The organism is Cupriavidus oxalaticus, from assembly GCF_004768545.1.
Lineage (GTDB): Bacteria > Pseudomonadota > Gammaproteobacteria > Burkholderiales > Burkholderiaceae > Cupriavidus > Cupriavidus oxalaticus_A.
This window is the reverse complement of sequence record NZ_CP038635.1, coordinates 1,674,116-1,697,785: the sequence shown is the minus strand read 5'-3', so window position 1 is coordinate 1,697,785 and position 23,670 is coordinate 1,674,116. Positions and strand designations below refer to the sequence as shown.

Here is a 23,670-nt window from a genome sequence, read left to right as displayed (position 1 = left end):
GTCAGCGCCGATGCTCCTGCAATTGTATTTGCATTTGCAACGCCGCCGGCCCATATTTATAGCCATAGCTTTCAAGTTGGCGATAAACTTGATCTGGCGTAAGCTTTCCAGCTTCGAATTGGGAGCGAATCTGAGTGAGGGTCTGCGCGGATATTGGTGTTGGCATGAATATCTCTTATTTTCCCAATTTATCGCTCGTCTCGGCAGATCGTGCCTGGAAGCTAAGAATTAGTTTTCGAACCCCTTGCTCGTACTTCATCCATTGGCTAAGCGATGCGAGCATCGTATTGCAGAGATGCCTCGGCCTTTAGTGAGGGGTAAAGAGAAAATTGATGAGTGCATACATTACGCGGGCTTTCCTCAAAGGGCTCGATGTTTGCACTGCACTCAATGAAGGTGATATTATTCCCGTCCTTTGTAAAGAAGAATAGACGCTCCCTCTCCATGACTGATCCACCAGGGTAATAAACCAATTTCTGGGATCGATACTCGACCAGTCCATATAATGTTTCTGATTGCCGCTCGTAAAGTCGATTACGGAATTTACTCAAGCCATCGATCTTTGATTTTTGGTTAAATAGATCGCCATCGAGTAATTGCTGGTTGGTCAGATACATGGCGCTGCTTGCTCTGACCCCGATCGGGAGCCACTCCTCCGGCCCTTCAATTGATTTCTGCGCTCGGTAGTAGCTAGCCTCATTCTCGGCAGTCCTCGGCGCAAAATCCGGCAAATGCACCATCAGCGGTAACGAGTTGATCTTTGAGGCGAAGGTGCGGACTGGCGGCTTCCACTTGCGGCGTTCCGGGTCGAACAAGCTAGGATCGCCGTCGTATTCGGTCACGAGGTGGGTGTAGTTGACAGGAACAGAAACCGGCACACCCCCGAGGTCGCCAATAATGGGATCATCCCCCTTGGGGAGATCAAAGGGGCCGGCCCACGAGGCCGTTCGGGTGCCAACTACTACCGTCGCAGCCACTACGAACAGTACAGCAAGAGCGGCAAACAGCGGGCGCCTGAACCTCGCTCGCTTCGTTGATGAATGACTCCACATGCTGCATCGCCTCATTGTTTTTTTTCATGCCGACGGCAACTGCTATGCCGCACAGGGACACCACACGACAGCGTTTCGAATCTGTTGCTCGCTACCTTGTGTTTGCGAGGCGTATTTCGAAACGGCCATATATTGAGGATCTCCCAAGCTCATGGAAAATCCAGGTCGACAAGCAACCTCTCGAAGTGAGGTGTCAGATTGCTTGTTTGTTACACCAACTTCCGGCCCGAATGACTTCCCCTCGCAAGTTGCCGTTGCGGGCTTCGGTTGCGTGTTTGCGCACCCAACAATCATGGACGCACTTGCAATAAACGCTACCGTCTTACGCGGACTCCCTGACGGTGTTGATCCTCACGCATGACCAAGGCCTAGCAGGTTACCCCAAGGAAAGGCCGGGGATACGGCGCAGCCGGGGCGAAAACTTTGCCAAGTCCCACAGCTTCTCCATGGTCCCATGCACCCCTGCATGCCCAGTGGCGTTCGGGGGCTTCGCCCGGATATCGATGGACCGGCTGAAAATTCGCATACTGCATAACTCCATATTCTCGTTTTCACGCAAAGCAACATCGTTGTGTTGCCCACGGCCATTGGTGCTCCATTGCGACTCCACACCATGCGCGCACTGGAGCATACCGATACCATCGTCAAATAGACATCAGACGATTCCGAATCTGTATTCAGAAATTTTGATATCAGAAATAAGGATGGTTATTCGCGGTATGGACTCGCACTCGGCCACTTTCGCCGATTCTGCACCATAGCGAGATCGCCTTCCGCCTGCAATAGAACTTCGGCGAGTTCACAACATTTAACGTTTATTCACTTTTCCATGGCGCGGGTGGCTGTTATCCCGCCACTCACCGGAAACGTGGGCGCGACGATTTACGTGGAGATTCGTTGGGAGGCCCATGGTTCTGCCCGACACCCGGTCAACTTCGTTAGCCGATCCGTCGCGGTTGGCTGGACGCCGGTTGGCTGGCCAGCTCGGGGGAATATCCAGAGCGCCAGCTCGCCTGAGGTACGTACTCAATTCACGGTGGAGCGCGCTTGGCATGGGAGCTCCCTGGCGGAGTCGCTAGGCCATAGCGCAGCGTATCCTCTTTGTCGTAGCGAACGAACGCTGGCCCTCCAAATTTTGGATTTGTGGGTCCAGAATGGCTTTCAATAATTTTTTCTCTATTGAATGGGCTCCCCTCTTTGAGGGCATCATCCGAAATGAAAAATTGGCTACTTGCTGTAACACCGACCGGCAACCATTCATGCGGATCGTCTATGGCAGGGGTTTTGAAGTAGCTCGATTCGTTTTCCGCAGTCCTCGGCGCAAAATCTGGCAAGTGCACCATCAGCGGCAACGAATTGATCTTTGAGGTGAAGGTGCGAACCGGCGGTTTCCACTTGCGACGCTCCGGGTCAAAGACACTCGGGTCCCCGTCGTACTCAGTGATAAGGTGCGTGTAATTAAGCGGAACTGAGACGGGTTCACCTCCAAGGTCACCAATAATGGGATCATTTCCCTTGGGAAGATCGAAGGGCCCCGCCCACAAGGCGGACCGACTGCCGACAGCTACCGTGACGCCTACCAGGAGCAACAAGGCAAGGACGGCATACAGCGTGCGTCCAGGCGTCTTTCGCTTCGTTGATGCTTTACTCCACATGCTTAATCGCCTCTCTGTTTCTTTTAGTGACGACAACTTTCAGAAGCCCCCGGCATAAGCCCGGTGGCGTTCGGGAGTTGGAAGGTCATGCCATGAGCCATCCCCGTCAGCATTCCAAGCACCGAATTGCACGCCATGTTATTGGTGGTCGTGTTCGGCGTCAGGCAGTGCCCCAGCACCGACGGACAGCGGGGCGGTTCCCGGCCCGGTGCCATAGACGCCCTTGGCAAAGGGCATGTACTTGAGAATCGTGTCGTAGTTGGTCGCCATCGTGGTTCCGCTTCCGGGGCAATCGGTCTTCTTGTTGCTTATTTTTGCGATTGCCGGCGCAGGAACTCCTCCGCCATCGCCCTGTAATTCAGGCCGCGCGCTTTGTCGATGGCGCGGATCTTGTCCGAGAACGATTCTGGCAGTTCGACAAGGTATGCAAATTCGCTTAGCTGACGTCCGTTATTGGTCCGGGATCGGTCTCCGAGCTTATCGAAGGAAATCACAAACTTCCGCACATCCTGGGCTTCCCTCCTTGGATTGGTGAACATGCCGGTACTGCCTTCGACGGCCAGGTAGTCGATGCCTTCGAAGACGCGGACGAAGTAGGTCTGCTCATGCAGGGTCGTGATCGGCCAGACGATCTTGCCGTCCTTGATCCCAGAGATGCCGATCTGAGATAGCTCAAAAGCCTTTACCGGTATTTCGCGTTTGGGTTTTGGTGCATCCTTACGCAGCGCTTCCGAGAGTCGTTTTGACGATCTCGCTATCATGTATGCGGAGGGCAACGATGGTACCATTGCAATGGATGTATCGATCGCCATTGGCAGTGGTGTACCGGACTTGAAATAGAGTTCAAAGCGCAAGGACTTCGGGAAGCCGCACCGTTCCTCAACACCGTTGTAGCTACAGCGCTCCTCGTCGCGATTCTCCGAGACCGTGAAGGCGACGGCTTCCGCGCCCTTGAGGTCCTTGCTGACAAACTCCTGGGGTATGCAGTAGCGTTCAGCAAACTCCGGCGTTACGACCCACAGGAAGTGATCCTTGGTGTAGACGCCCTTGCCAGGCCGCGGCCCGGTGTAGTAGCCGTCCGGGCAGTGCTGGTATTTGGCTTTGATCTCGGCTTCATTGAGACGCTGAAACGGCTCCTTGCCGGCATCCTGAGCCGCCACGCTTGTGCTGATGGCCGTCACCGCGAAGCCAAGGGCTGCCATACACATTGCAGCGCGACGCCAATGAACTTGGAATGCACTGCTGAAAACTCCCATGCTGCTTAATTCCCTATTCTTGTTTTTGCTGAGCGGCATCGTTGTGTCGCTATGGGCGCGGGACAATCCACTGGGAAGCCCTTGCGTGCCGGGTCGGGATGGAGCGTATCCATGCCATCGCCAAAAAACCATCGGACGTTTCCTAATTTATATTCAGGAATTCAAACACCAGATATAAGCGCGACTTTGCACGATTCAGATTCGCGCTCGGCCCGCTTGGCGATTCGGCACCGTAACGGACCCTCATTGCGGCCGCAATAGAGATTTGGTGAATTCACAACATTTAACGTTTATTCACTTTTCTTGCGCCAGGGGTGGCATCCACGGAAACGCGAGCTGCAAGTCTGGGCACGACTATCCGGCCGTGGGCTTGCCTGCGACCACGGCTGAACAGACCGAGCTATCGGGATCGTTGACGCTTTCGTGGTCCACGGGCCTGGTGCCCAAGCGTGAAATCGACCACCGGCTTCCAAACGGGCGCTTCGGAAGGAATCGATTTCAACCACCTCGATCTACTTGAATAGCGACGACGTCAAGCGGGCCCGGCAGTTTGGGCAGGCCTTCGCAGCCTGACCGACTTATTCCACCTGGGAATAAGAATTGGGTTTTTCATAACCACAAGGCTTATGATAGCAATTTAGCCTCATCTTGGTCAGACCCCTCGCACGTCCCGAATTGCTGGTGGAAATCATCGTGACGGCGGCGGTCTGACGCTGGGCGCTGCCCTGATTTGCCAGGTCTCTCGCGCATTCGCGCCCCAGGCCGTCGGGGCGGCCATGCCGCTCGACCAACTCAGGTAAATGTGGTGAAGAAAGAGATAGCCGGCGGAGCGTCGCGCTAGCGCTCCGTCCATCCCCAGGCACAAGCCGCACGTTTACGGGGCAAACCATGCGCGCACGATTTCCGGATTTGCCTTCATCCAGTCGCGCGCGACAGCCGCCGGCGGCTTCCGGTCGACGACGATCTGCCGTTCCAGCTCCGTCACGACCGGAATCCCCAGCTGGATCGGGCTTGCCCAGCTTCAGCTGGTAGCCGGCGGCTTCAAGGCCGTAGCGCTGCATGATATCCGCGGATCCGACCATCAGGCCCGATCCCGGCCCCACGCCGACGACCGATAACGGTTGCGACAGCCGCACCGGCCGCTGCGTCAGTGCCCAGGCGATCACCCCACCGTTACGCCACCCCGTTATGCCACCCCGTTACGCCATCCCGGAAACCCGCCTGATTTCCTCCGCGACGATCACGATCAACGCCTCGGCCGCCGTGCTCAGCGGCCGTTGCGGATGGCTCACGCAAACCAGATGCCGCACGATGCGCGGCGCAATGATGGTATGCATCCGCAGCCGTCCCTCTTCCACGGCGCGCAGCACCACGATGCGCGGCAGCACGGTGGCAAAGCGCGTCTCCTGCACGAACTGGACGATGGTGCCGAGGATGTCGATCTCGAACTTCGGCGCAAGGGTGACGTCCTGCGCCTGCGTCGCCGTGTCCAGCACCACGCGCAGGCCATGCCGCTTGGTCGGCAGCACCAGTTCCAGTCCCGGCAGCTTCGCCATCTCTACCGATTCCGGCAGTTCGGGGCCGTGTTCGACGCTGGTCACCAGCACCATTTCCTCGTCGTGCAGCGGCTGCACATGCAGCGCCGGCCGGCCGCGCTGGCGATGCACCACGGCCGCGTCAAGCTGGCCGGCGGAAACGAGATCGATCAGCGCGGCACTGAAGCCGTCCGCCACGGAAACCTCTACGTTCGGATAGCGCGCATTGAAGCGCGCCAGCGATCCCACCAGCACGCTCTCCGTTTCGGACGCCACCATGCCAAGCGTGATGCGGCCGGCCATCTGCTCCTCGCGCTGCATCATCTGCTGCCGCGCGCCGGCGATGTCGCGCACGATGGGCAGGAACAGGCGGTACATCATGCGACCCGCAGCAGTCGGCACCATGCCGTGCGGGATGCGGTCGAACAGCTTCTGCCCGAACTCCTCTTCCAGCCGCGCGATCTGCATGCTGAGCGCCGGCTGCACGATATTCAGGCGCTTGGCCGCGCGCGTGACGGAGCCGTCTTCGAACAGCGCGATGAAGTACTGGATTTGCTTAAGGTCCATGGGTTGGTATCAATGGGACTGTCATTCCGGCATCAATTTTAGTGATGAAGCCAGGGCGGCATGCGATACAGAAGACTCCGGCATTGGCCAGCTTGTTGCGCATCCCGCTTGTCTCCGGGAAGACCCTTATCAATCATCACAAATGATGGCTCGAATCAGAAATCAATATTAGATCTTATATCGAGATGTCACTAATCTCCGTTTGACGTTGCACGGCCCCATCGCCTTCCGGCGCGGTTCCGTCGCACGGAACGGAGTCGCAAATGAAAAGATTCGATGCTGGCGAAATGACCGGCACGGTGGAGACACAGCAGCCCCGGCCGGCGCCGCATGTCGGCCGCCCGATGCCGCGTGTCGAGGATGCCGCCATCCTGACCGGGCGAGGCCGGTACGCCGACGACCTCGGCGTCAGGCCCGGCACCCTGCACGCCGCCATCCTGCGCTCGCCGCACGCGCATGCCGAACTCGGCGCCATCGACTGCGCCGCCGCGTTGCATGCGCCGGGCGTGCGTGCCGTGCTGACGGGGGCCGACCTGCCTGCCTGGTCGAAGCCCTTCGTGGTGGGCGTGAAGGCGCCGATGGAGCAGTGGGCACTGGCCATGGAGCGCGTGCGCTATGTGGGCGAGCCGGTGGCCGTGGTGGTGGCCGAGAGCCGTGCCCTGGCGGAAGACGCGCTCGACCTCATGCGGGTGGAGTACCGCGTGTTGCCGCCGGTGGTGTCGATCGAGGCCGCCGTCGCCGACGACACGAGCGTGCTGCATCCCGGCCTCTGCAGCAACGTGGCCAGCGACCGCCATTTCCGCTATGGCGACCCCGAGGCCGCCTTTGCCGCCGCGCCGCACCGCGTGGCGCTGACCGCCCATTACCCGCGCAACACCTGCACGCCGATCGAGTGCGGCGTGGTGATTGCCGAGCACTTGCCGGGCAACGAGGGCTACCAGGTCACTTCCAACTTCATGGGGCCGTTCTCGCTGCACGCCGTGATGGCGATGGCGCTGCAGGTCCCGGCCAACCGCCTGCGCCATGTCGCGCCGCGTGACTCGGGCGGCAGCTTCGGCGTCAAGCAGGCGGTGTTCCCCTACGTGGTGCTGATGTGCCTCGCCTCGCGCAAGGCGGGCGCGCCGGTGAAGTGGGTGGAAGACCGGCTCGAGCACCTGAGCGCCGCCACGTCAGCTACCGCGCGGCTTTCCACCCTGGAAGCCGCGGTCGAGGCGGACGGCCGCATCGTCGCGCTCTCGTACGACCAGCTCGAGGATTGCGGCGGTTACCTGCGTGCGCCGGAGCCCGCCACCTTCTACCGCATGCATGGCCTGCTGACCGGTGCCTACTCGATCCCGAACCTGCTGGTGCGCAACCGCGTGGTGCTGACCAACAAAACGCCGACCGGCCTCGTGCGCGGTTTCGGCGGGCCGCAGGTGTACTTCGCGCTGGAGCGGCTGGTGCAGCGGATCGCGGTGGAGCTGGGCCTGGATCCGCTCGACGTCTACCGCCGCAACTTCGTGCCCGCCGATGCCTTTCCCTATCGCGCGGCAGCGGGCGCGCTGCTCGATTCCGGCAACTACCAGCTGGCGCTGTCGCGCGCGCTGGAAGCGGGCGACTACGGTGAACTCAAGCGCCGCCGCGACGCCGCGCGCGCCGAGGGCAGGCTGTACGGCATCGGCTTCGCGGCCATCGTCGAGCCCTCGGTATCGAACATGGGCTACATCACCACCGCCACGCCGGCCGCGGCACGCCGCAAGGCGGGCCCGAAGAACGGCGCCATCGCCAGCGCAACGGTCAGCGTGGACCTGCTCGGCGGCGTGGTGGTGACCATCGCGTCGACGCCGGCGGGACAGGGCCACATGACCGTGTCGGCGCAGGTCGTGGCCGACGTGCTCGGCATCGATCCGGCTGACGTCGTGGTCAACGTCGAATTCGACACGCACAAGGACGCGTGGTCCGTGGCCGCGGGCAACTACTCCAGCCGCTTCGCCGGCGCCGTCGCCGGCACCGTGCACCTGGCGGCCTCGCGCGTGCGCGACAAGCTGGCGCGCATTGTGGCCTCGCACCTGCACTGCGACCCGGCCGAACTGGTCTTCGCGGATGGCCGCATCGTACGCCGGGGCGCGCCCGATACCGCCCTGCCCTTTGCGCGCGCGGCCAGTAACGCGCCGCATTGGTCGCCGCAGCTGCTGCCGGCCGGCGAGGAGCCTGGCCTGCGCGAAACCGTGTTCTGGTCGCCCCCCAACCTCGACGCCCCGGACGAGCAGGACCGCGTCAACACATCCGCCTGCTACGGCTTTGCCTTCGACCTGTGCGGCGTGGAGATCGACCGCGCTACCGGCCGCGTGCGCATCGACCGCTACGTGACTGCGCACGACGCCGGCAAGCTGCTCAACCCGGCGCTGGCCGACGGCCAGATCCGCGGCGCCTTTGCGCAGGGGCTGGGCGCGGCGCTGATGGAGGAATTCCGCTACGGCCCCGACGGCAGCTTCCAGTCCGGCACGCTGGCGGACTACCTGATGCCGACTACGTGCGAGGTGCCCGACCCGCTCATCGTCCACCTGGAGACGCCGAGCCCGTTCACGCCGCTCGGCGCCAAGGGCCTCGGCGAGGGCAACAACATGAGCACGCCGCCATGCATCGCCAACGCGGTGGCCGATGCGCTGGGCGTGAGCGACATCCGCCTGCCGCTCACGCCCGCCAGGGTGATGGCGATGATCGGCTTCGACGACCCGCCGCCATCGCGTCCGGAACTGGCCGAGGCGGCAAGAGAGGCCTCGGCGAACAACAAGAGCGGCGGCAAGGGCGGCAAGGCCCTGAGCGCGCGCGGCACGGTCGACCTGGACGCCACGCCCGAGGCCGTCTTCGCCGTCCTGCTCGACCCGCAGGCGCTGGCCAAGGTCGTGCCGGGCTGCCACGCGCTCGTGCCCATCGGCGACAACCGGTACCGCGCCGATGTGACCGTGGGCGTGGGCATGATCAAGGCCCGCTACGAAGCCGAGATCGCGCTGTCAAACCTGGAGCCGCCGCACCGGCTGCGGCTCGCGGGCGCGGGCCTGTCGTCGCTCGGCAGTGCGCGCGGCGCGGGCCTGGTCGAACTGGCCCCGCACGGTGCCGGCACCCGTCTCACGTATGACTACGAGGCCGAGGTGTCCGGCAAGGTCGCCGCGGTCGGCGGCCGCATGCTCGAAGGCGCGGCCAAGGTGGTATTGCGCCAGCTGTTTGAATCGCTCGGCCGCCAGGCCGGGGGCAAGCCCGCGCGCAAGCCGGGCTGGATCGCGCGCCTGCTGGCGCTCTTTGGAGTCCGTCGATGAAACCTCCAGCCTTTGATTACCTGCGTGCCGAATCCGCGCAGCACGCGCTGGAAGCGCTGGCCCGTGCCGGCGAGGGTGCCCGCGTGCTGGCCGGCGGCCAGTCGCTGATGGCCGTGCTGAACATGCGCCTCGCGCAGCCGCAATTGCTGGTCGACATCTCGCGCACCCCTGACCTGGATACCGTGCGCGTGGAAGGCGGCCATCTGGTGGTGGGCGCTGCCGCCACGCAGGGCAGCGTGGAATGGCGCCCGTCATTGGCCGACGAGGTACCGCTGCTCGCGCTCGCCTTCCCGCATATCTCGCATTTCCAGATCCGCAACCGCGGCACCGTGTGCGGCTCCATCGCCCACGCCGACCCGAGCGCCGAGCTGCCGCTGGTGCTCACCGCGCTCGGCGGCGAGGTGGTGCTGCGCTCGCTGCGCCGCCGGCGCGTGCTGCCGGCCGCCGAGTTCTTCCGCGGCATGCTGATGACGGCGCGCGAGCCCGACGAGCTGGTGGAAGCGGTGCACTTCCCGCTGCGGCGGCCCGGCGCGCGCTATGGCTTTACGGAGTTCTCGGCCCGGCATGGCGACTTCGCGCTGGTGGCCTGCGCCGCCATCGTCACGGACGACGCCATTGCGCTGGCCGTGGGCGGGGTGGCCGACCGGCCGGTGCTGGAGACCTGGCCGCGCCTGCAAGGCGAGGCACTGGCCGAGGCAATCAACGATTTCAGCTGGAAGCTGGGCGCGCAGGACGACGCCCATGTCAGCGCGCAGTACCGCCGCCACCTGGTGCGGCAACTGGGCATGCGCGCAATCGAGGAGGCAAGATGAGCAAGACCGCTAATGGCGCACCTTCGGGTGCGCCCCCGGTGATGCGGCGCAATGAGCGCCAGCGCGTCACCCTGACCCTGAACGGCATCGAACGCAGCGCCTCGTGCGCGCCACGCGAGCTGCTGTCCGACTTCCTGCGCCATGAACTCGGCGCCACCGGCACCCACGTCGGCTGCGAGCACGGCGTCTGCGGCGCGTGCACGGTGCGGGTGGACGGCGTGGCCGCGCGTTCCTGCCTGATGCTGGCGGTGCAGGCCGATGGCCGCGCCATCGACACCGTCGAAGGACTCGCTCCGCGCGAAGGCCTGGGCGACCTGCAGGAAGCCTTCCGCCGCCACCATGCGCTGCAGTGCGGCTTCTGCACGGCGGGCATCCTGATGTCGTGCGCGGACTACCTGGAGCGGGTACCCGACCCGACCGAGGCGCAGGTGCGCGACATGCTGTCCGGCCACCTGTGCCGCTGCACGGGCTACACGCCGATCGTCGCCGCCGTCCTCGACGTGGCCGCCAGCCGCGCGCGCTCGCGCCGGATTGCGGCACCGGTTGCCAGGGAGCACTGCGATGCTTGATCTCGGCCGCACCTTCCTGCAAAGCGTGGAGCGCAGTCCCCACGCCCCCGCCATCGTCGACGGCGACCTGGTGCTGACCTACGAGCAATGGCTCGCGCGCATCCGCGGCGTGGCCGCCGGCTTGCTCGACCTGGGCCTGCGGCCGGGCGACCGCGTGCTCGCCATCCTGCAGAACCGCTGGGAGATGGCGACACTGCACTGGGCCTGCCAGTTCGCCGGCCTGGTCATCGTCCCGCTGAACTGGCGCGCCAAGCCGGACGAGCTGGATTACTGCGTGCGCGACGCCGGCGTGAAGGCGCTGGTGTTCGAGCCGGTCAGCGCCGACGCGGTGCTGGACAGCGCCGCCGCGCAGGAAGTCCCCTGCATCGCGCTGGACGGCGCGCCGGGCGGCTCGCTGTCGTTCGACACCCTGCTACGTGCCACGCCCCGCCGGGACAGCACGCAGGCCGAGGCCGGCGACGTCTCGCTCATGCTGTACACCTCCGGCACCACCGGCAAGCCGAAAGGTGTTCCACGCCGCCACCGGCAGGAACGTGCAGCCGCGCTGGCGCATGTTGCGCAGAACCTGTACCGGCGCGGCGAGCGGACGCTGGGAGTGATGCCGCTGTACCACACCATGGGCGTGCGGTCCCTGCTGGCCATGGCGCTGGTGGACGGCCTATTCGTCTGCGTGCGGCGCTGGATCGCGTCGCAGGCGCTGCAGGCCATCACCGCCCATCGCGTCAGCTGCCTCTATCTCGTGCCCACGCTCTACCACGACCTGCTCGCCGAGCCGGGTTTCGACAGCAACGATGTGCGCACCGTCACCAAGCTCGGCTTCGCCGGCGCCGCCATGAACGATGGCCTGCTGACCCGGCTGGAGCAGGCGTTCCGCCCGGAGCTGTTCGTCAACCACTACGGCTCGTCCGAGGTCTACACCTTCAGCGTCGACCAGCAAGCGGCGCGCAAACCCGGCAGTGCGGGCCGCGCCGGCCTCAACACGCGGCTGCGCGTGGCGCGGCTTGACGCGGCCTCGCCCGACGAACTGGCCGCGCCCGGCGAGGAAGGCCAGATCATCGCCGACCTGCGCGGCGACGAGGCCTTCGAGGGCTACTGGAACCGCGACGACGCCAATGCCAAATCCCTGCGCGACGGCTGGTACTTCACCGGCGACATCGGCTACCTCGACGCTGACGGCGACCTGTTCGTCACCGGACGGGTCGACGACATGATCATCAGCGGCGGCGAGAACATCTCGCCCGCCGACATCGAATCGGTGCTGTCCCTGCACCCCGCCGTCGACGAGGTGGCGGTTGCCGGCGTGCCCGACGCCCGCTGGGGCCAGAAGGTGGTGGCCTTCGTCAAGCCGCGCGGCTGCGTTGACGCGGGCGCGCTCGACGACTACTGCCGCGGCTCCGACCTCGTCAACTTCAAACGCCCGCGCGACTACGTGTTTGTCGCCGACATCCCGAAATCGCCGGTCGGCAAGATCCTGCGCCGCAAGCTGTCCGCGGGCGAATACAGCGCGCTTTCCTCTCTTCCCCACAGCGACCCCATCAAGGAGTAACGACATGACCCAGGCCTTCGCACTGCCCCATCCCGACCAGCAGCGCCTGCAGGACCCCGACGGCTTTTCCGTGGAGATCGACCCGGCCCGCGAGCGTGCGGACATCATCCTGCACCGCCCGCCCTACAACGTGATCTCGATGGCAGCCCGCGACCAGTTGCGTGCTGTGTTCGAGGCGCTGGACGCCGATGATCGCGTGCGCGTCATTGTGCTGCGCGCGCAGGGCAAGCATTTCTCCAGCGGCGGCGACATCCGCGGCTTCCTGGAAGCGTCGCCGGAGCATGTGTCGAAGCTCGCGTGGAACGTGGCGGCGCCGGCGCGCTGCAGCAAGCCGGTGATCGCGGCCAACCAGGGCTACTGCTTCGGCGTGGGCTTCGAACTGTCGCTGGCGTGCGACTTCCGCATCGCCACCGCCACCACGGAATACGCGCTGCCCGAGCAGAAGCTTGGCCAGATTCCGGGATCCGGCGGCTCGGCGCGGCTGCAGAAGATGGTGGGCGTGGGCCGCACCAAGGACATCGTCATGCGCTCGCGCCGCATCCCGGGGCGACAGGCCTACGAGTGGGGCATCGCCGTGGACTGCGTCGCTGACGCCGAGCTGGCAGCCGCCACCGATGCGCTGGTCGACGAGCTGCGCGCCTTCTCCCCGCTGGCCCAGCGCACCGCCAAGAAGCTGCTCAACGACACCGAGGACGCACCGCTGTCGATCGCCATCGAACTCGAAGGGCACTGCTACAGCCGCCTGCGCAGCTCGGACGACTTCCGCGAGGGCGTGGAAGCGTTCCATGCGAAGCGCAATCCCGATTTCCGCGGCAGCTGAGCGCGGACGTGGGCGGGGCTGACCCGCCTGCCGAGCCCGAGAGACGGACGCATACGGACGCATACAGACGCATCGACGATGCCCCCGGTGGGCATCGCGGGGAGCCGTTCATTTAAAAGTATATGGAGACAACGATGGAAGTGCTGGCAAATGACAAGGTGCCGACCAGCGGCGCGCAGAGCGCGGCACCCGCGGCCGCGAACAACCGGCAGGTGCTGGGCGCGGTGACGGCTTCGTGCATGGGATGGGCGCTCGACCTGTTCGACCTGTTTATCCTGCTGTTCGTGGCGCCGGTGATCGGCAAGCTGTTCTTTCCGTCCGAGCATGCGATGCTGTCGCTGGCGGCGGTGTACGCGTCGTTCGCGGTGACGCTGCTGATGCGCCCGCTCGGCTCGGCGATCTTCGGGGCCTACGCGGACCGGCACGGGCGCAAAGGTGCCATGGTGGTGGCCGTGACCGGCGTCGGCCTGTCGACGGCGGCGTTCGGGCTGCTGCCGACAGTCGCCCAGATCGGCCTGTTCGCGCCGGCGCTGTTCATCCTGCTGCGGCTGGTGCAAGGCGTGTTCGTCGGCGGCGTGGTCGCTTCGACGCATACCATCGGCACGGAATCGGTGCCGCCGTCGTGGCGCGGCGCGGTGTCCGGCCTGGTGGGCGGCGGCGGCGCGGGCATCGGCGCGTTGCTGGCGTCGATCACGTACATGGCGATGACGGCGCTGTTTCCCGGCGACGCCTTCGAGGTCTGGGGATGGCGCTGCATGTTCTTCGCCGGCATCGTCAGCTCGGTGCTGGGGCTGGTCATCTTCAATTCGCTGGAAGAGTCGCCGCTGTGGAAGCAGCTGCAGGCGGCAAAGGCCGCCAGCGGCCACGCCAAGCCGCAGGCGCATCCGCTGCGCACGCTGTTCTCGCGCGAGTATCGTGGCATCCTGCTGGTCAACATCCTGCTGACCGTGGGCGCAGGCAGCGCCTACTACCTGACTTCCGGCTACCTTCCCACCTTCCTCAAGGTCGTGGTCAAGGCATCCCCCGGCGAGTCCTCGGCCATCCTGATGCTGAGCAGCCTCGGTGTGATCGTCGCATCGGTGGCAGCGGGGCATTTCAGCACGCTGGTCGGCCGCAAGCGGGCCTTTCTGCTGATCGGCGCGCTCAGCCTGGTGCTGATGCCGCTGCTCTACCAGTGGATGCCGGCCGCGCCAACCGCCACCCTGCGCGGCGTCTACGCGGTGGCGCTCAGCATGCTCGGGTGCGCCGGCTTCGCGCCGATCCTCATCTTCCTGAACGAGCGGTTCCCCACCAGCATCCGCGCCTCCGGCACGGGCTTGTCGTGGAATATCGGCTTCGCCCTCGGCGGGATGATGCCGACGCTGGCCTCGCTTGCCGCCGGCACGCCCGCCGACCTGCCGGTGATCCTTGGTGTTTTCCTCGCGGCCGTCACGCTGGTCTATCTGGTGGGCGCTACGATCGTGCCGGAGACGCTGGGCCGTCTTGCCGAAAAGTAAGGGGCACTGCTGAGCGGCGGGGTGGCGGCCGGACTTCGTTGAGGCGCCGGCCCTTACCCCCGGCCCCTCTCCCGCGGGACCCGCGGGCGGGAGAGGGGAGCAAACCGGATGCAAGACCTGCAAGGTCTTAAGTTCGACGCATTCCGTCTTGGACAGGCATGCCGCCCCTACCTAGACTCCAGTCACCCCCGGGCAATGCCCGGATTCTTAACAGTGAGACCCGGCATTTTTTTTGATCCGCTTATCTATCTACTCATAGATAGCATCACTTAAAAGCTGCCATCTCGATGACAGACTGGCCCTGCGACCAAACCCAAAGGTTGCCCGGCCGATCGGACTAAACAGGAGAGCATCATGCAAGCAAAGACCATCCTCGCGGCCATCACATTGGCCGCCGCCCTGACTGCCGGCGTGGCCCACGCAGCCGCCCAGCCGGAAACCGCCGGCAACGCGTTCCGCGTGGACACGCCTCGTGACGCCTACACCGACGGCGCCCGCATCAGCAACCGGGACGGCTACACCGATGGCGCCAGGATCACCAATCGGGATGGCTACATTGCCACCCGCAAGGTCGACCCCTACCTGGACGGTGCGCGCGGCAACAGCCCGCGCGATCCCTATTCAGAAGGGGCTCGCGGCGCCAATGGGTCCGGTGAGCACTTTTCGGCATAAGCGCCGAGTCATCGCGGGCACCTGTGCCTGGTCCGACGGGTCCTGACATTTGATATGAAATCAAAAGTATTTGACCCATACACGGCTTAATCAACAAATATAAACCGCGCAAACTGCGGTCCATCGACGAACTTACCGAGCGCGCCGCCACTACCCCGGTGGCCGCCCCCCTCCCTGATCAAGGTCCCAAAATGAGTCTCCTGTTTAAGCCCTTTACCATGGGCGAGCGCCAGCTCGCTAACCGGATCGCCATGGCGCCGCTGACCCGTTCCCGGAATCCGGACGGGGTTCCCAACGACCTCAACGCGCTTTACTACAGCCAGCGCGCCGACGCCGGCCTGATCGTGACCGAGGGCACGGTGATATCGCCCAGCGCCCAGGGCTTCCTGTTCAACCCTGGCCTGTACACACCACAACAGGTCGATGGCTGGCGCAAGGTCACTGACGCCGTCCACGCCAAGGGCGGCACGATCTTCACCCAGCTCTGGCATGTCGGCCGTGTGAGCCATGTTTCGATCCAGCCCGGTGGCATTCAGCCGGTCAGTGCCACCGGCCAGACCGCGAAGAACACCAAGGCCTGGGGTTACACCGCCGATGGCACGCCGGGTGCGGTCGATGTGTCCGCGCCCCGCGCACTGACGACCGGTGAAGTCTATGGTGTGATCGCCGATTTTGCCGAGGCCGCCGCCAATGCCATGGAGGCCGGCTTCGACGGCGTCGAGCTGCACGGCGCCAATGGTTACCTGATCGAGCAGTTCCTGAACCCGACGGTGAACGATCGCACCGATGAATTCCGCGGCGACACCGTGGAGAGCCGCACCCGTTTCGCCCTTGCAGCCATCGACGCGGTCGCGGCGCGGATCGGTGCGCGACGCACGGCCATCCGTTTGTCGCCCTATGGCGGCCTCGGCGACATGGCCGCCTACCCCGAGCTCGAGGAAACGTATCTCCATCTCGCCGATGAACTCTCCAGGCGCAATATCGCTTACGTCCACCTGATGGATCAGAGCACGCGCGGCAGTTCGGCCACGCCAGGTGACTTCCTTGCAAAGTTCCGCAGCCGATTCACGGGCGTGCTGATCCTTGCCGGAGGCATGACGCGCGCACGCGCCGATGGCCTCATCGCCGATGGCCTGATCGACATTGCGGCATTCGGCGAGCCGTTCATTGCCAACCCCGACCTGGTCGCACGCCTCGAGAACGACTGGCCCCTGGCCATGTCCGATCGCGCGCTCCACTATGGCGGCGGCGCCGAAGGCTACACCGACTATCCCGCCTACGACGGCAAGGCCGCAGCGTAAGGCACCTGCCAGGATCTGCCACGATGAAATCCAATACCGCACTGCTAGCGCTCGCCATCGGCGCCTTCGGCATCGGCACCACCGAATTCGCCCCGATGGGGTTGCTCCCCGTGATCGCCGAAGGCGTCGACGTCAGCATCCCCACCGCGGGGATGCTGATTACCGCGTACGCGGTTGGCGTGATGGTCGGCGCGCCGGTGATGACCCTGCTGTTCAGCCGCTTCGGCAAGCGCGCCGCACTGATGGCGCTGATGGCCATCTTCACCGTTGGCAACCTGCTGTCGGCGCTCGCGCCGGGATACGCCACGCTGCTGGCGTCGCGCCTCGTCACCAGCCTCAACCATGGCGCCTTCTTCGGCCTCGGGGCCGTGGTGGCCGCGAGCGTGGTGCCGAAGGAGAAGCAGGCCAGCGCCGTGGCAACGATGTTCATGGGACTGACCATCGCCAATATCGGCGGCGTGCCCGCGGCAACCTGGATCGGACAGCAGGTCGGCTGGCGCCTGGCGTTCGCCGGCACCGCTGTGCTGGGGCTGCTCGCCATTGCCGCGCTTTGGCTGGCGCTGCCGCAGGGCGAGCGCGGCACCCCGCCCAATGTGCGCCGGGAACTGGCCGTGCTCACCCGCCCGCCGGTGTTGCTGGCGATGGCGACAACGGTGCTGGGCGCGGGCGCCATGTTCACGCTCTACACCTATATCGCGCCGGTGCTTGCCGATCTCACCGGCGCATCCGACACCTTCGTGACGCTCTCGCTCGTGCTGATCGGCGTTGGCTTCACGGTCGGCAACCACGTGGGAGGACGGCTCGCGGACTGGTCGCTCGATGGCGCAACGAAGATCGTCCTGTCGGCGCTCGCCATCATCATGCTGGTGCTCCCCTTCGCCCTCTCCCACCACGTCACCGCGGCCCTTGGACTACTTGCCTGGGGAGCCGCGACCTTCGCCGTCGTCCCGCCGGTGCAGATGCGGGTGATGGAAGCCGCGGCGGAGGCACCGGGACTCGCCTCGTCGATCAACGTCGGCGCGTTCAATCTCGGCAATGCCCTGGGCGCAGCACTCGGTGGCGGGGTCATCAGCCTGGACCTCGGCTACAGCGCGGTGCCGGTCGCTGGCGGCCTGCTGGCTGCGGCGGGATTCCTGGTGGTGTGGCTCAGCCGGGCAGACAGGCGCGCGCTGTTCGCTTCGTGAGCGCTGTGCGAGCGTCCCTGTCCTGTGAGAGAGCAGGCAGCAATCACGCAGGACGCCGCACGCAGCTTGCCTCGCCGTCGCGCTGCAGCGCCCAGGCTTCCCACAGCAGCGCAGCCTGCAGCCGGTTGAGGACGAATCCTTCGATCTCCTTGTGCACATGGACCACGCTCTGGCCGATTGACAGCATCAGCGCCTCGGCAAACTCGACCGCCTCCCTCGACGTCTGATTCAGGTTGGCGGGCAAGCCGGACGGTGTGCCCATCCTTGCCCAGCCTCGCGCCATCGATGCGAATCGGCTCTCCATCGATAACGGCCTGATGAAGATGCCGTCGTAATGGCACTGCACCCCGTCAGCCGGATTCCGGCTGACGGGGTGCAGTGCAGGTGGCGCGACGGCGCGCCATCCCACGGATTTACTCGCCATACTGGAACAGAAGGCACCCTTCGCCAGGCACGCCAACCGCCGCCTGCGCAAGCCCCGACGTGCCGAACATGACCGCGAAAGCCAGCGACAAGGCCATCAGCCCTCTCATGATGCCGCCCCGGCCAGCGTTGCCTCCAGTGCCTTGAGGCCATCCCGATAAATGCCCTCGAACAGCCGCGATGCGTCGTCATCGCTCACGCCTGCCGGCGTGAACTGGCCAGACCATTCGACGCGCGATGCCTGGTCCCCGTCGATGCCGACCACGCGCAGCGTGGAGCGGTAGCCGGAGACCGGGAACGGCGCCTGCAGGATCGAGTAGGTGTAGCTGCGCGCGCCCTGGTCAAAGGCCTCGAGACGTTCGACGATGGCGTCGCCGTCCGGGTTGACGAGGCTGCGCACACGGCCGCCCTCGCTCAGTTCGCTCTTGGGGATATACGGCAGCCAGTCGGGCAGCGAATCGAAGCCGCCAATCAGTTGCCAGACGCGGTCCGGTGCTACCGGCAGCGTGATCGTTGCAGAAGCTTGTGCCATGATGGACTCCTTGAATCGAATGTGGTCCCGGATCAGTTGCTGTCGCCAGGCAGCGGTGCATTTGCCGCAACCAGGTGCTGCTCGCGCAGCTCGCGCCAGAAATCGGCGGGAATGACCGCCTTCAGCGCGGCGGTGTCCTCGGCGATGCGCTCGGGCCGGCTTGCCCCCGGGATCACGGCGGCGACCGCCGGGTTGGCCAGCACGAACTGCAGCGCGGCGGCCTTGATGCTGACGCCGTGGCGTTGCGCGATCGCCTTGATGCGCTCGACCTTGTCGATGATCTCGGGCGGCGCCTTCTGGTACTCGAAGTGCGAGCCGCCGGCCAGGATGCCCGAGCTGTACGGGCCGCCGACCACGATCTCGGTCTTGCGCTCCGCGGCCTTCGGCATCAGGCGCTGCAGCGCGCGCTCGTGGTCGAGCAGCGAATAGCGGCCCGCCAGCAGGAAGCCGTCCGGCTGCACTTCAGTCAGGTCCAGCGTCAGTTCGATCGGCTCGACGCGGTTCACGCCCAGGCCCCAGGCCTTGATCACGCCCTCTTCGCGCAGCCGGGTCAGCACTTTGAAAGCGCCCTTGCGGGCCGTCTCGAAATAGGCCAGCCACTCGTCGCCGTAGAAGTCCTGGGCGATGTCGTGGACCCACACGATGTCGAGGCGGTCGGCCTTCATCCGCTTGAGGCTGTCCTCGATCGAGCGCAGCGTGGCGTCCGCCGAGTAGTCGTTGACCAGCTTGTTCGGGCGGCCGGCGGCAAACAGGCCGCTTTTCTCGCCCAGCGCCCGCGCGCTGGCGTCTTCGACTTCGTCCAGGATCAGGCGGCCGACCTTGGTGCTGAGCACGTATTCGTCGCGCGGGTGCCGGGACAGCGCTTCGCCCAGCCGGATTTCGGCCAGGCCCGCGCCGTAGAACGGCGCGGTGTCGTAGTAGCGCACGCCTTGCGCCCAGGCCGCGTCCACGGTGGCCTGCGCCTCCGCTTCCGGGATGTCGCGGAACATATTGCCCAGCGGGGCGGTACCAAAGCCGAGCACGTTGCCGGCCAGTTTGTCCTTGATGCTCATGACTGCTCCACAAATTAAGTTGGGGTGAAGGCAGTCTAGGGTTGCAAGTTAAGTCTGTCCAAGACAGAATTTGAAAGACTTGATTCCCTAGAGGTCTGAAATTCAGGACTGGACATGCTAGATATCCGCCAACTTCACTATTTCGTGGCCGTGGCCGAAGACGAGCACGTCGGACGCGCCGCCGAACGGCTCCATATCTCCCAATCGCCACTTAGCCGGCAGATTGCCCAGCTCGAGGAAAAGCTCGGGCTGGTGTTGTTCGAGCGCTCCCAGCAACGCATCCGGCTCACGCGCGACGGCCGCACGTTCCTGGCCGAGACCCGCGCCTTCCTGACGCATGCCAACCGGCTCGAATCGCTGGCGCGGCGGCTCGGGCGCGGCGACGAAGGCGGCCTGTGCATCGGCTACCTGGAATACGCGATGCACTCCGGCATCCTGCCGAACGCCTTGCGCGAGTTGCGCCAGGACCGGCCCGCCGTGCACATCGCGCTGTACAACCAGCAGTCGGCGGCCCAGCTAGAGGGGCTGCGCCAGCGCAGCCTGGATATCGCACTCGTGTGCGAGCCGCCGCCGCCCGACGATCCGGATCTCGAGGCCGCACAGGTGCTCAATGACCCGATGCTGCTGGCGCTGCCCGAAGGCCACCCGCTTGCCAGGGCGGAGCAGCTCACCCCGGACGACCTCGCTGCGCAGAAGTGGATCGGCGTGATGCACCAGGAAACCGCGCTGCGGCATGACACGTTCATCGCGGCTTGCGCCAAAGCCGGCTTCACGCCGACCATCACGATGGAGGCGACCGAGCCGCTGGCGGCCCTGGGGCTCGTGGCCGCGGGACTGGGCGTGACCACGATCCAGCAAAGCCTGCGCCACCAGGCACCGAAGGGCGTGGTGCTGCACGAACTGTCGTGGTTCAGCTACCGCACGCCCTTGTGGGCGGCGTGGCACAAGGTCAACCTCCGGCCGCTGGTGGAGATCTTCCGCAAGACGTTGTTGCTGCAGGCGAGCAGTGTGGTACCGGAGATCGCAACGGTGGAGGCGGGCTGACGCGCCGTCGCTCCCCGAGGTGATCTGAGAAGGTGCAGACGACCGCCGTCCAATGCCGCAAAAAGCTATAGTGTCGGCTTTCGGTCCTGTCGTTGCCATGAAGCCGCTGGCTGTTCCTTCCCTCGCCAACATTGCATCGCGTCTTCGCCTCAAGCAGTTAAGGCTGTTGATCGCTAGAGAACCATGGCTCGCTGCACAAGGCGGCCGAGGAAATCGCCATCTCGCAACCCGGCGCGACCAAGGTGCTGCGCGAGATCGAGGACATCCTCGGCATGCCGCTGTTCGAACGGCAGCCGAAAGGGCTGGTCGCCAATGATCTCGGGCGCTGCGTCACGCGCTATGCGCGCCTGATCTACGGCGACCTGGAACACCTGCACGCCGAGGTCACTGCCCTGACGCAGGGACACGGCGCCACCTTGCGGTCGGCGTCATCATGGGCGCGGTGCCGCTGCTGACCCGTGCGCTGACCGACCTGCGCCATCGTCAGCCGCATCTTTCGATCGGGATCGTGGAGGGGACCAGCACCAGCCTGCTGGCACTGATCGACGAGGGGCGCGTCGATCTCGCCATCTGCCGCCGCGGCGGCAGCCGGCGCCCGGAAGCTTACGACTGCGTGCCGCTCGAATCCGAGCCGCTTGCGGTGGTGGCCGCGCGCGCGCACCCCCTCACCTGCAGGAAGACGCTGACCTTGCGCGACCTCGCGGAGGCGTCATGGGTAGCCTACCCTGTCAACACGCCGATGCGGTTCGCGCTCGAGCGCACGCTCGCCGATGCCGGCATCGGCGTGCCACGCTATCGATCGAGACCGCGTCGACGTTTGCAGCCCTAATCGTGGCGCGCAACGCCGATGCGCTGGAGCAAGCCGCCAGCGACATCCGTGCGCGCCATGGCCACCGCGTGGTCGCCGTGGCTGCCGACATCACCAGGCCCGAGGGCCGCGCCGCCGCGCTGGACGCGGTGGCCGGGCTCGGCGATCTCGACATCCTGGTCAACAACGCCGGCGGCCCGCCGCCGGGCAACTTCCGCGACTGGGACCGCGACACGTGGATGGCCGCGCTCAACGCCAATATGCTGACGCCGATCGACCTGATCAAGGCCACCGTCGACGGCATGATCGCGCGCAAGTGGGGCCGCATCATCAACATCACCAGCGGCGCGGTCAAGGCACCGATCGACGTGCTGGGCCTCTCCAACGGCGCGCGCTCCGGCCTGACGGGCTTTGTGGCGGGACTGGCGCACCACCGTCGAGCGGCGGTCGTTGTGGCTCAAGGCCGCCCCGTGACACCGACAAGGAGTCAGGCCGGAGAGCCAGACCGCCACCTGTTTCGAAACCAGCTCAATGTGTGCGCTGACCTAGCGCTGCCTTAGCCTGCCCAGGCAGCTGAGTCGTCGAGCGGATAGACCGGCCTGCTGACCTGACGAAACGGGAAGCGATCGTAGCGCGAACTGGTGACGCCTTCCCCGTCGCACTCGACCACCGCCTTGGCGATCGGGACGAACACCGGACGGCAATATATGCGCGACTTCAGCAGCAGGAACCGCGCCCGATGCGGGTCGATGCCGATATGGGTGAAGATCCCCATGTCCCAGTGCTCTTGCGGGGTTTCGGTCACGATCACCTGCGCTGCGCCGATATCGAGCAAGGCGGTGCGCCCCATGCGGATGCGCTGCCCGGTATAGGTCGGCCCGGTGATGATGTACTCGCCGTCGCTGATCGCCGCAACCTTGCCGGTCAGCGGCTTGGCCCGGGGATAGACATCCAGTTGGGGCAACGGCACCTTGTCGCCGACCGGCAGCGTGATGCTGGCCCCGACGCCGGCATCCACCAGCGCTGCCACCGCCTCCGGGTCGCATACGGGCCCGACTGCAATGCCGGTAAGTCCTTGCGCCAGTGCCTCGTGCAGCACCGCCATGTTGTCGCAGGTGCCGCCGGACATGCAATTGTCGCCATGATCGAGCAGCAGCACCGGTCGTGCGTCCGCACTGTCTGCGCTGTCGGCAAGCTGTGCCGCGCGTGCAATGGAACTGGCAAGCGGCTCCGCCTGGTAGGCAAAGGCATCGCGCTCTGCCCACGCCTGCTCCGCGATCCGGCGGGCGACCCTGTCGGCCCTGGCAGGGTCGCCGTCGCCAACCACAATGACGCTCAGGCATGGCGCGGCGATATCGGCCAGGCCGAAACCGGCCAGCACCGACACCGCCAGCATGCCGTCCCGCTCGGCCTCGCGCGCCAGCGCCACGGCGCGCTGCATGGCGCCTTCGTCGGTGCGGCTGCGCAAGGTGTGCGTGATCAGCGGCGGGCGCCGCCACGCCATGACCGGGCGCACGCGCCCGGCGACCATGTCCAGCAGCAGTCGGCCGGCATGCGCGCCAGTTTCATACATGTCAACGTGCGGGTAGGTCTTGAAGCTGACCGCGATGTCGGCATGGTCGACAAGGGTCTGCGTGATGTTCCCGTGCAGGTCGAGTGCGACCGCGATCGGTGCATGCGGTAGCACGCCGCGCAGGCGCCGAAGCAGGTCGCCTTCGCCGTCGTCGCTGTTTTCGGCCACCATTGCGCCATGCAGGTCGAGCATCACCGCGTCGCAGCCGTCGGCGGCTGCGACGATGGTGTCGCACAGGTGCGTGTAGGCGGCAGCGGCGACGCGTCCGCTCGGGTTGGCCCCAGCGATCACCGGCACCACGATTTCGGCGCCGGCGGCCTCGGCCAGGTCGATGAAGGCCGCAGCGGCCGTGCGAGTGCCCTTGGCGGCGCGATAGGCGGCGTCGCCATAGGCCGGCGCGAACGACGCTAGCGGCGTTGGCACCGGTGAAAAGGTATTGGTCTCGTGATTGAGTCGGGCAATCAGGATCTTCATTGG

The 23,670-nt window shown here is 65.3% G+C and carries 23 protein-coding genes and 1 pseudogene; 13 read left to right on the top strand and 11 right to left on the bottom strand.

Going from position 1 to position 23,670, the window contains the following annotated elements:
* Position 1 precedes the first annotated feature (1 nt).
* From E0W60_RS37030 to E0W60_RS18645, 7 genes are all read right to left on the bottom strand, one after another.
* Positions 2–166 (bottom strand): hypothetical protein, encoded by a 165-nt coding sequence (locus E0W60_RS37030; RefSeq protein ID WP_167884584.1) that lies wholly within the window; start codon positions 164–166, stop codon positions 2–4.
* Between the two features lie 100 nt (positions 167–266).
* Positions 267–1,052 (bottom strand): hypothetical protein, encoded by a 786-nt coding sequence (locus E0W60_RS18670; RefSeq protein ID WP_135705202.1) that lies wholly within the window; start codon positions 1,050–1,052, stop codon positions 267–269.
* 1,031 nt (positions 1,053–2,083) lie between these two features.
* Positions 2,084–2,707 carry a hypothetical protein gene (locus tag E0W60_RS18665; RefSeq protein WP_135705201.1) on the bottom strand — a complete coding sequence of 208 codons (624 nt, stop codon included), beginning with the start codon at positions 2,705–2,707 and terminating at the stop codon, positions 2,084–2,086.
* A 138-nt stretch (positions 2,708–2,845) separates the two neighbouring features.
* A complete protein-coding gene (locus tag E0W60_RS38075; RefSeq protein ID WP_276609607.1) occupies positions 2,846–2,977 on the bottom strand; it encodes a hypothetical protein in 132 nt (43 codons plus the stop codon).
* 38 nt (positions 2,978–3,015) lie between these two features.
* Entirely contained in the window at positions 3,016–3,909 is an 894-nt protein-coding gene (locus E0W60_RS18660) for a hypothetical protein (RefSeq protein ID WP_135705200.1), read from the bottom strand.
* A 632-nt stretch (positions 3,910–4,541) separates the two neighbouring features.
* Positions 4,542–5,129, bottom strand: a complete 588-nt coding sequence (locus E0W60_RS18650) for a hypothetical protein (protein ID WP_135705199.1) — start codon at positions 5,127–5,129, stop codon at positions 4,542–4,544.
* Positions 5,130–5,162: 33 nt separating this feature from the next.
* Positions 5,163–6,065, bottom strand: a complete 903-nt coding sequence (locus E0W60_RS18645) for a LysR family transcriptional regulator (protein ID WP_135705198.1) — start codon at positions 6,063–6,065, stop codon at positions 5,163–5,165.
* 263 nt (positions 6,066–6,328) lie between these two features.
* On the opposite strand from E0W60_RS18645, the gene E0W60_RS18640 reads away from it, so the two are divergent.
* The 9 genes from E0W60_RS18640 to E0W60_RS18600 all read left to right on the top strand — a co-directional run bounded on the left by E0W60_RS18640 (position 6,329) and on the right by E0W60_RS18600 (position 17,761).
* Positions 6,329–9,361 carry a xanthine dehydrogenase family protein molybdopterin-binding subunit gene (locus tag E0W60_RS18640; protein WP_135705197.1) on the top strand — a complete coding sequence of 1,011 codons (3,033 nt, stop codon included), beginning with the start codon at positions 6,329–6,331 and terminating at the stop codon, positions 9,359–9,361.
* Positions 9,358–10,173, top strand: coding sequence for an FAD binding domain-containing protein (locus E0W60_RS18635; protein WP_133098283.1), 816 nt, complete (start codon positions 9,358–9,360; stop codon positions 10,171–10,173). Before E0W60_RS18640 ends, E0W60_RS18635 begins: the two co-directional genes overlap by 4 nt.
* On the top strand, positions 10,170–10,742 hold the full coding sequence (locus tag E0W60_RS18630; protein WP_135705196.1) for a (2Fe-2S)-binding protein: 573 nt from the start codon (positions 10,170–10,172) through the stop codon (positions 10,740–10,742). The genes E0W60_RS18635 and E0W60_RS18630 overlap by 4 nt, the downstream gene beginning before the upstream one ends.
* Complete coding sequence (locus E0W60_RS18625; protein ID WP_135705195.1) at positions 10,735–12,288, top strand: AMP-binding protein; 1,554 nt, start codon at positions 10,735–10,737, stop codon at positions 12,286–12,288. Before E0W60_RS18630 ends, E0W60_RS18625 begins: the two co-directional genes overlap by 8 nt.
* A 4-nt stretch (positions 12,289–12,292) precedes the next feature.
* A complete protein-coding gene (locus tag E0W60_RS18620; protein ID WP_135705194.1) occupies positions 12,293–13,108 on the top strand; it encodes an enoyl-CoA hydratase/isomerase family protein in 816 nt (271 codons plus the stop codon).
* A 134-nt stretch (positions 13,109–13,242) separates the two neighbouring features.
* A complete protein-coding gene (locus tag E0W60_RS18615; RefSeq protein WP_135705193.1) occupies positions 13,243–14,604 on the top strand; it encodes an MFS transporter in 1,362 nt (453 codons plus the stop codon).
* A gap of 354 nt (positions 14,605–14,958) precedes the next feature.
* Positions 14,959–15,276 carry a hypothetical protein gene (locus tag E0W60_RS18610; RefSeq protein ID WP_133098278.1) on the top strand — a complete coding sequence of 106 codons (318 nt, stop codon included), beginning with the start codon at positions 14,959–14,961 and terminating at the stop codon, positions 15,274–15,276.
* Between the two features lie 191 nt (positions 15,277–15,467).
* The gene (locus E0W60_RS18605) at positions 15,468–16,577 is read left to right on the top strand and encodes an alkene reductase (RefSeq protein WP_135706268.1); all 1,110 of its coding nucleotides are present in this window, start codon (positions 15,468–15,470) and stop codon (positions 16,575–16,577) included.
* 23 nt (positions 16,578–16,600) lie between these two features.
* Positions 16,601–17,761 (top strand): MFS transporter, encoded by a 1,161-nt coding sequence (locus E0W60_RS18600; protein ID WP_135705192.1) that lies wholly within the window; start codon positions 16,601–16,603, stop codon positions 17,759–17,761.
* A gap of 43 nt (positions 17,762–17,804) precedes the next feature.
* Here E0W60_RS18600 and E0W60_RS18595 read toward each other — a convergent pair whose 3' ends face one another.
* The 3 genes from E0W60_RS18595 to E0W60_RS18585 all read right to left on the bottom strand — a co-directional run bounded on the left by E0W60_RS18595 (position 17,805) and on the right by E0W60_RS18585 (position 19,768).
* Positions 17,805–18,023, bottom strand: a complete 219-nt coding sequence (locus E0W60_RS18595; RefSeq protein ID WP_240745966.1) for a hypothetical protein — start codon at positions 18,021–18,023, stop codon at positions 17,805–17,807.
* A gap of 267 nt (positions 18,024–18,290) precedes the next feature.
* Positions 18,291–18,716 (bottom strand): SRPBCC family protein, encoded by a 426-nt coding sequence (locus tag E0W60_RS18590; protein WP_135705191.1) that lies wholly within the window; start codon positions 18,714–18,716, stop codon positions 18,291–18,293.
* 32 nt (positions 18,717–18,748) lie between these two features.
* Positions 18,749–19,768: an aldo/keto reductase gene (locus tag E0W60_RS18585; RefSeq protein WP_133098275.1), complete on the bottom strand. Its 1,020-nt coding sequence runs from the start codon at positions 19,766–19,768 to the stop codon at positions 18,749–18,751.
* 114 nt (positions 19,769–19,882) lie between these two features.
* Between E0W60_RS18585 and E0W60_RS18580 the strand changes: the two genes are divergently transcribed.
* The 4 genes and pseudogenes from E0W60_RS18580 to E0W60_RS18570 form a co-directional block, all read left to right on the top strand.
* Positions 19,883–20,812, top strand: coding sequence for a LysR substrate-binding domain-containing protein (locus E0W60_RS18580; RefSeq protein WP_133098274.1), 930 nt, complete (start codon positions 19,883–19,885; stop codon positions 20,810–20,812).
* Positions 20,813–21,003: 191 nt separating this feature from the next.
* Positions 21,004–21,267 carry a LysR family transcriptional regulator gene (locus tag E0W60_RS37360; RefSeq protein WP_205751664.1) on the top strand — a complete coding sequence of 88 codons (264 nt, stop codon included), beginning with the start codon at positions 21,004–21,006 and terminating at the stop codon, positions 21,265–21,267.
* The gene (locus tag E0W60_RS37355) at positions 21,246–21,641 is read left to right on the top strand and encodes a LysR substrate-binding domain-containing protein (protein WP_205751652.1); all 396 of its coding nucleotides are present in this window, start codon (positions 21,246–21,248) and stop codon (positions 21,639–21,641) included. Before E0W60_RS37360 ends, E0W60_RS37355 begins: the two co-directional genes overlap by 22 nt.
* A pseudogene (locus tag E0W60_RS18570) lies at positions 21,524–22,048 on the top strand (SDR family NAD(P)-dependent oxidoreductase); the annotation flags it as partial. The gene E0W60_RS37355 and the pseudogene E0W60_RS18570, both read left to right, overlap by 118 nt.
* A gap of 128 nt (positions 22,049–22,176) precedes the next feature.
* On the opposite strand, the gene E0W60_RS18565 reads toward E0W60_RS18570, so the two are convergent.
* A complete protein-coding gene (locus E0W60_RS18565; RefSeq protein WP_135705189.1) occupies positions 22,177–23,667 on the bottom strand; it encodes a M81 family metallopeptidase in 1,491 nt (496 codons plus the stop codon).
* Between the last annotated feature and the right edge of the window lie 3 nt (positions 23,668–23,670).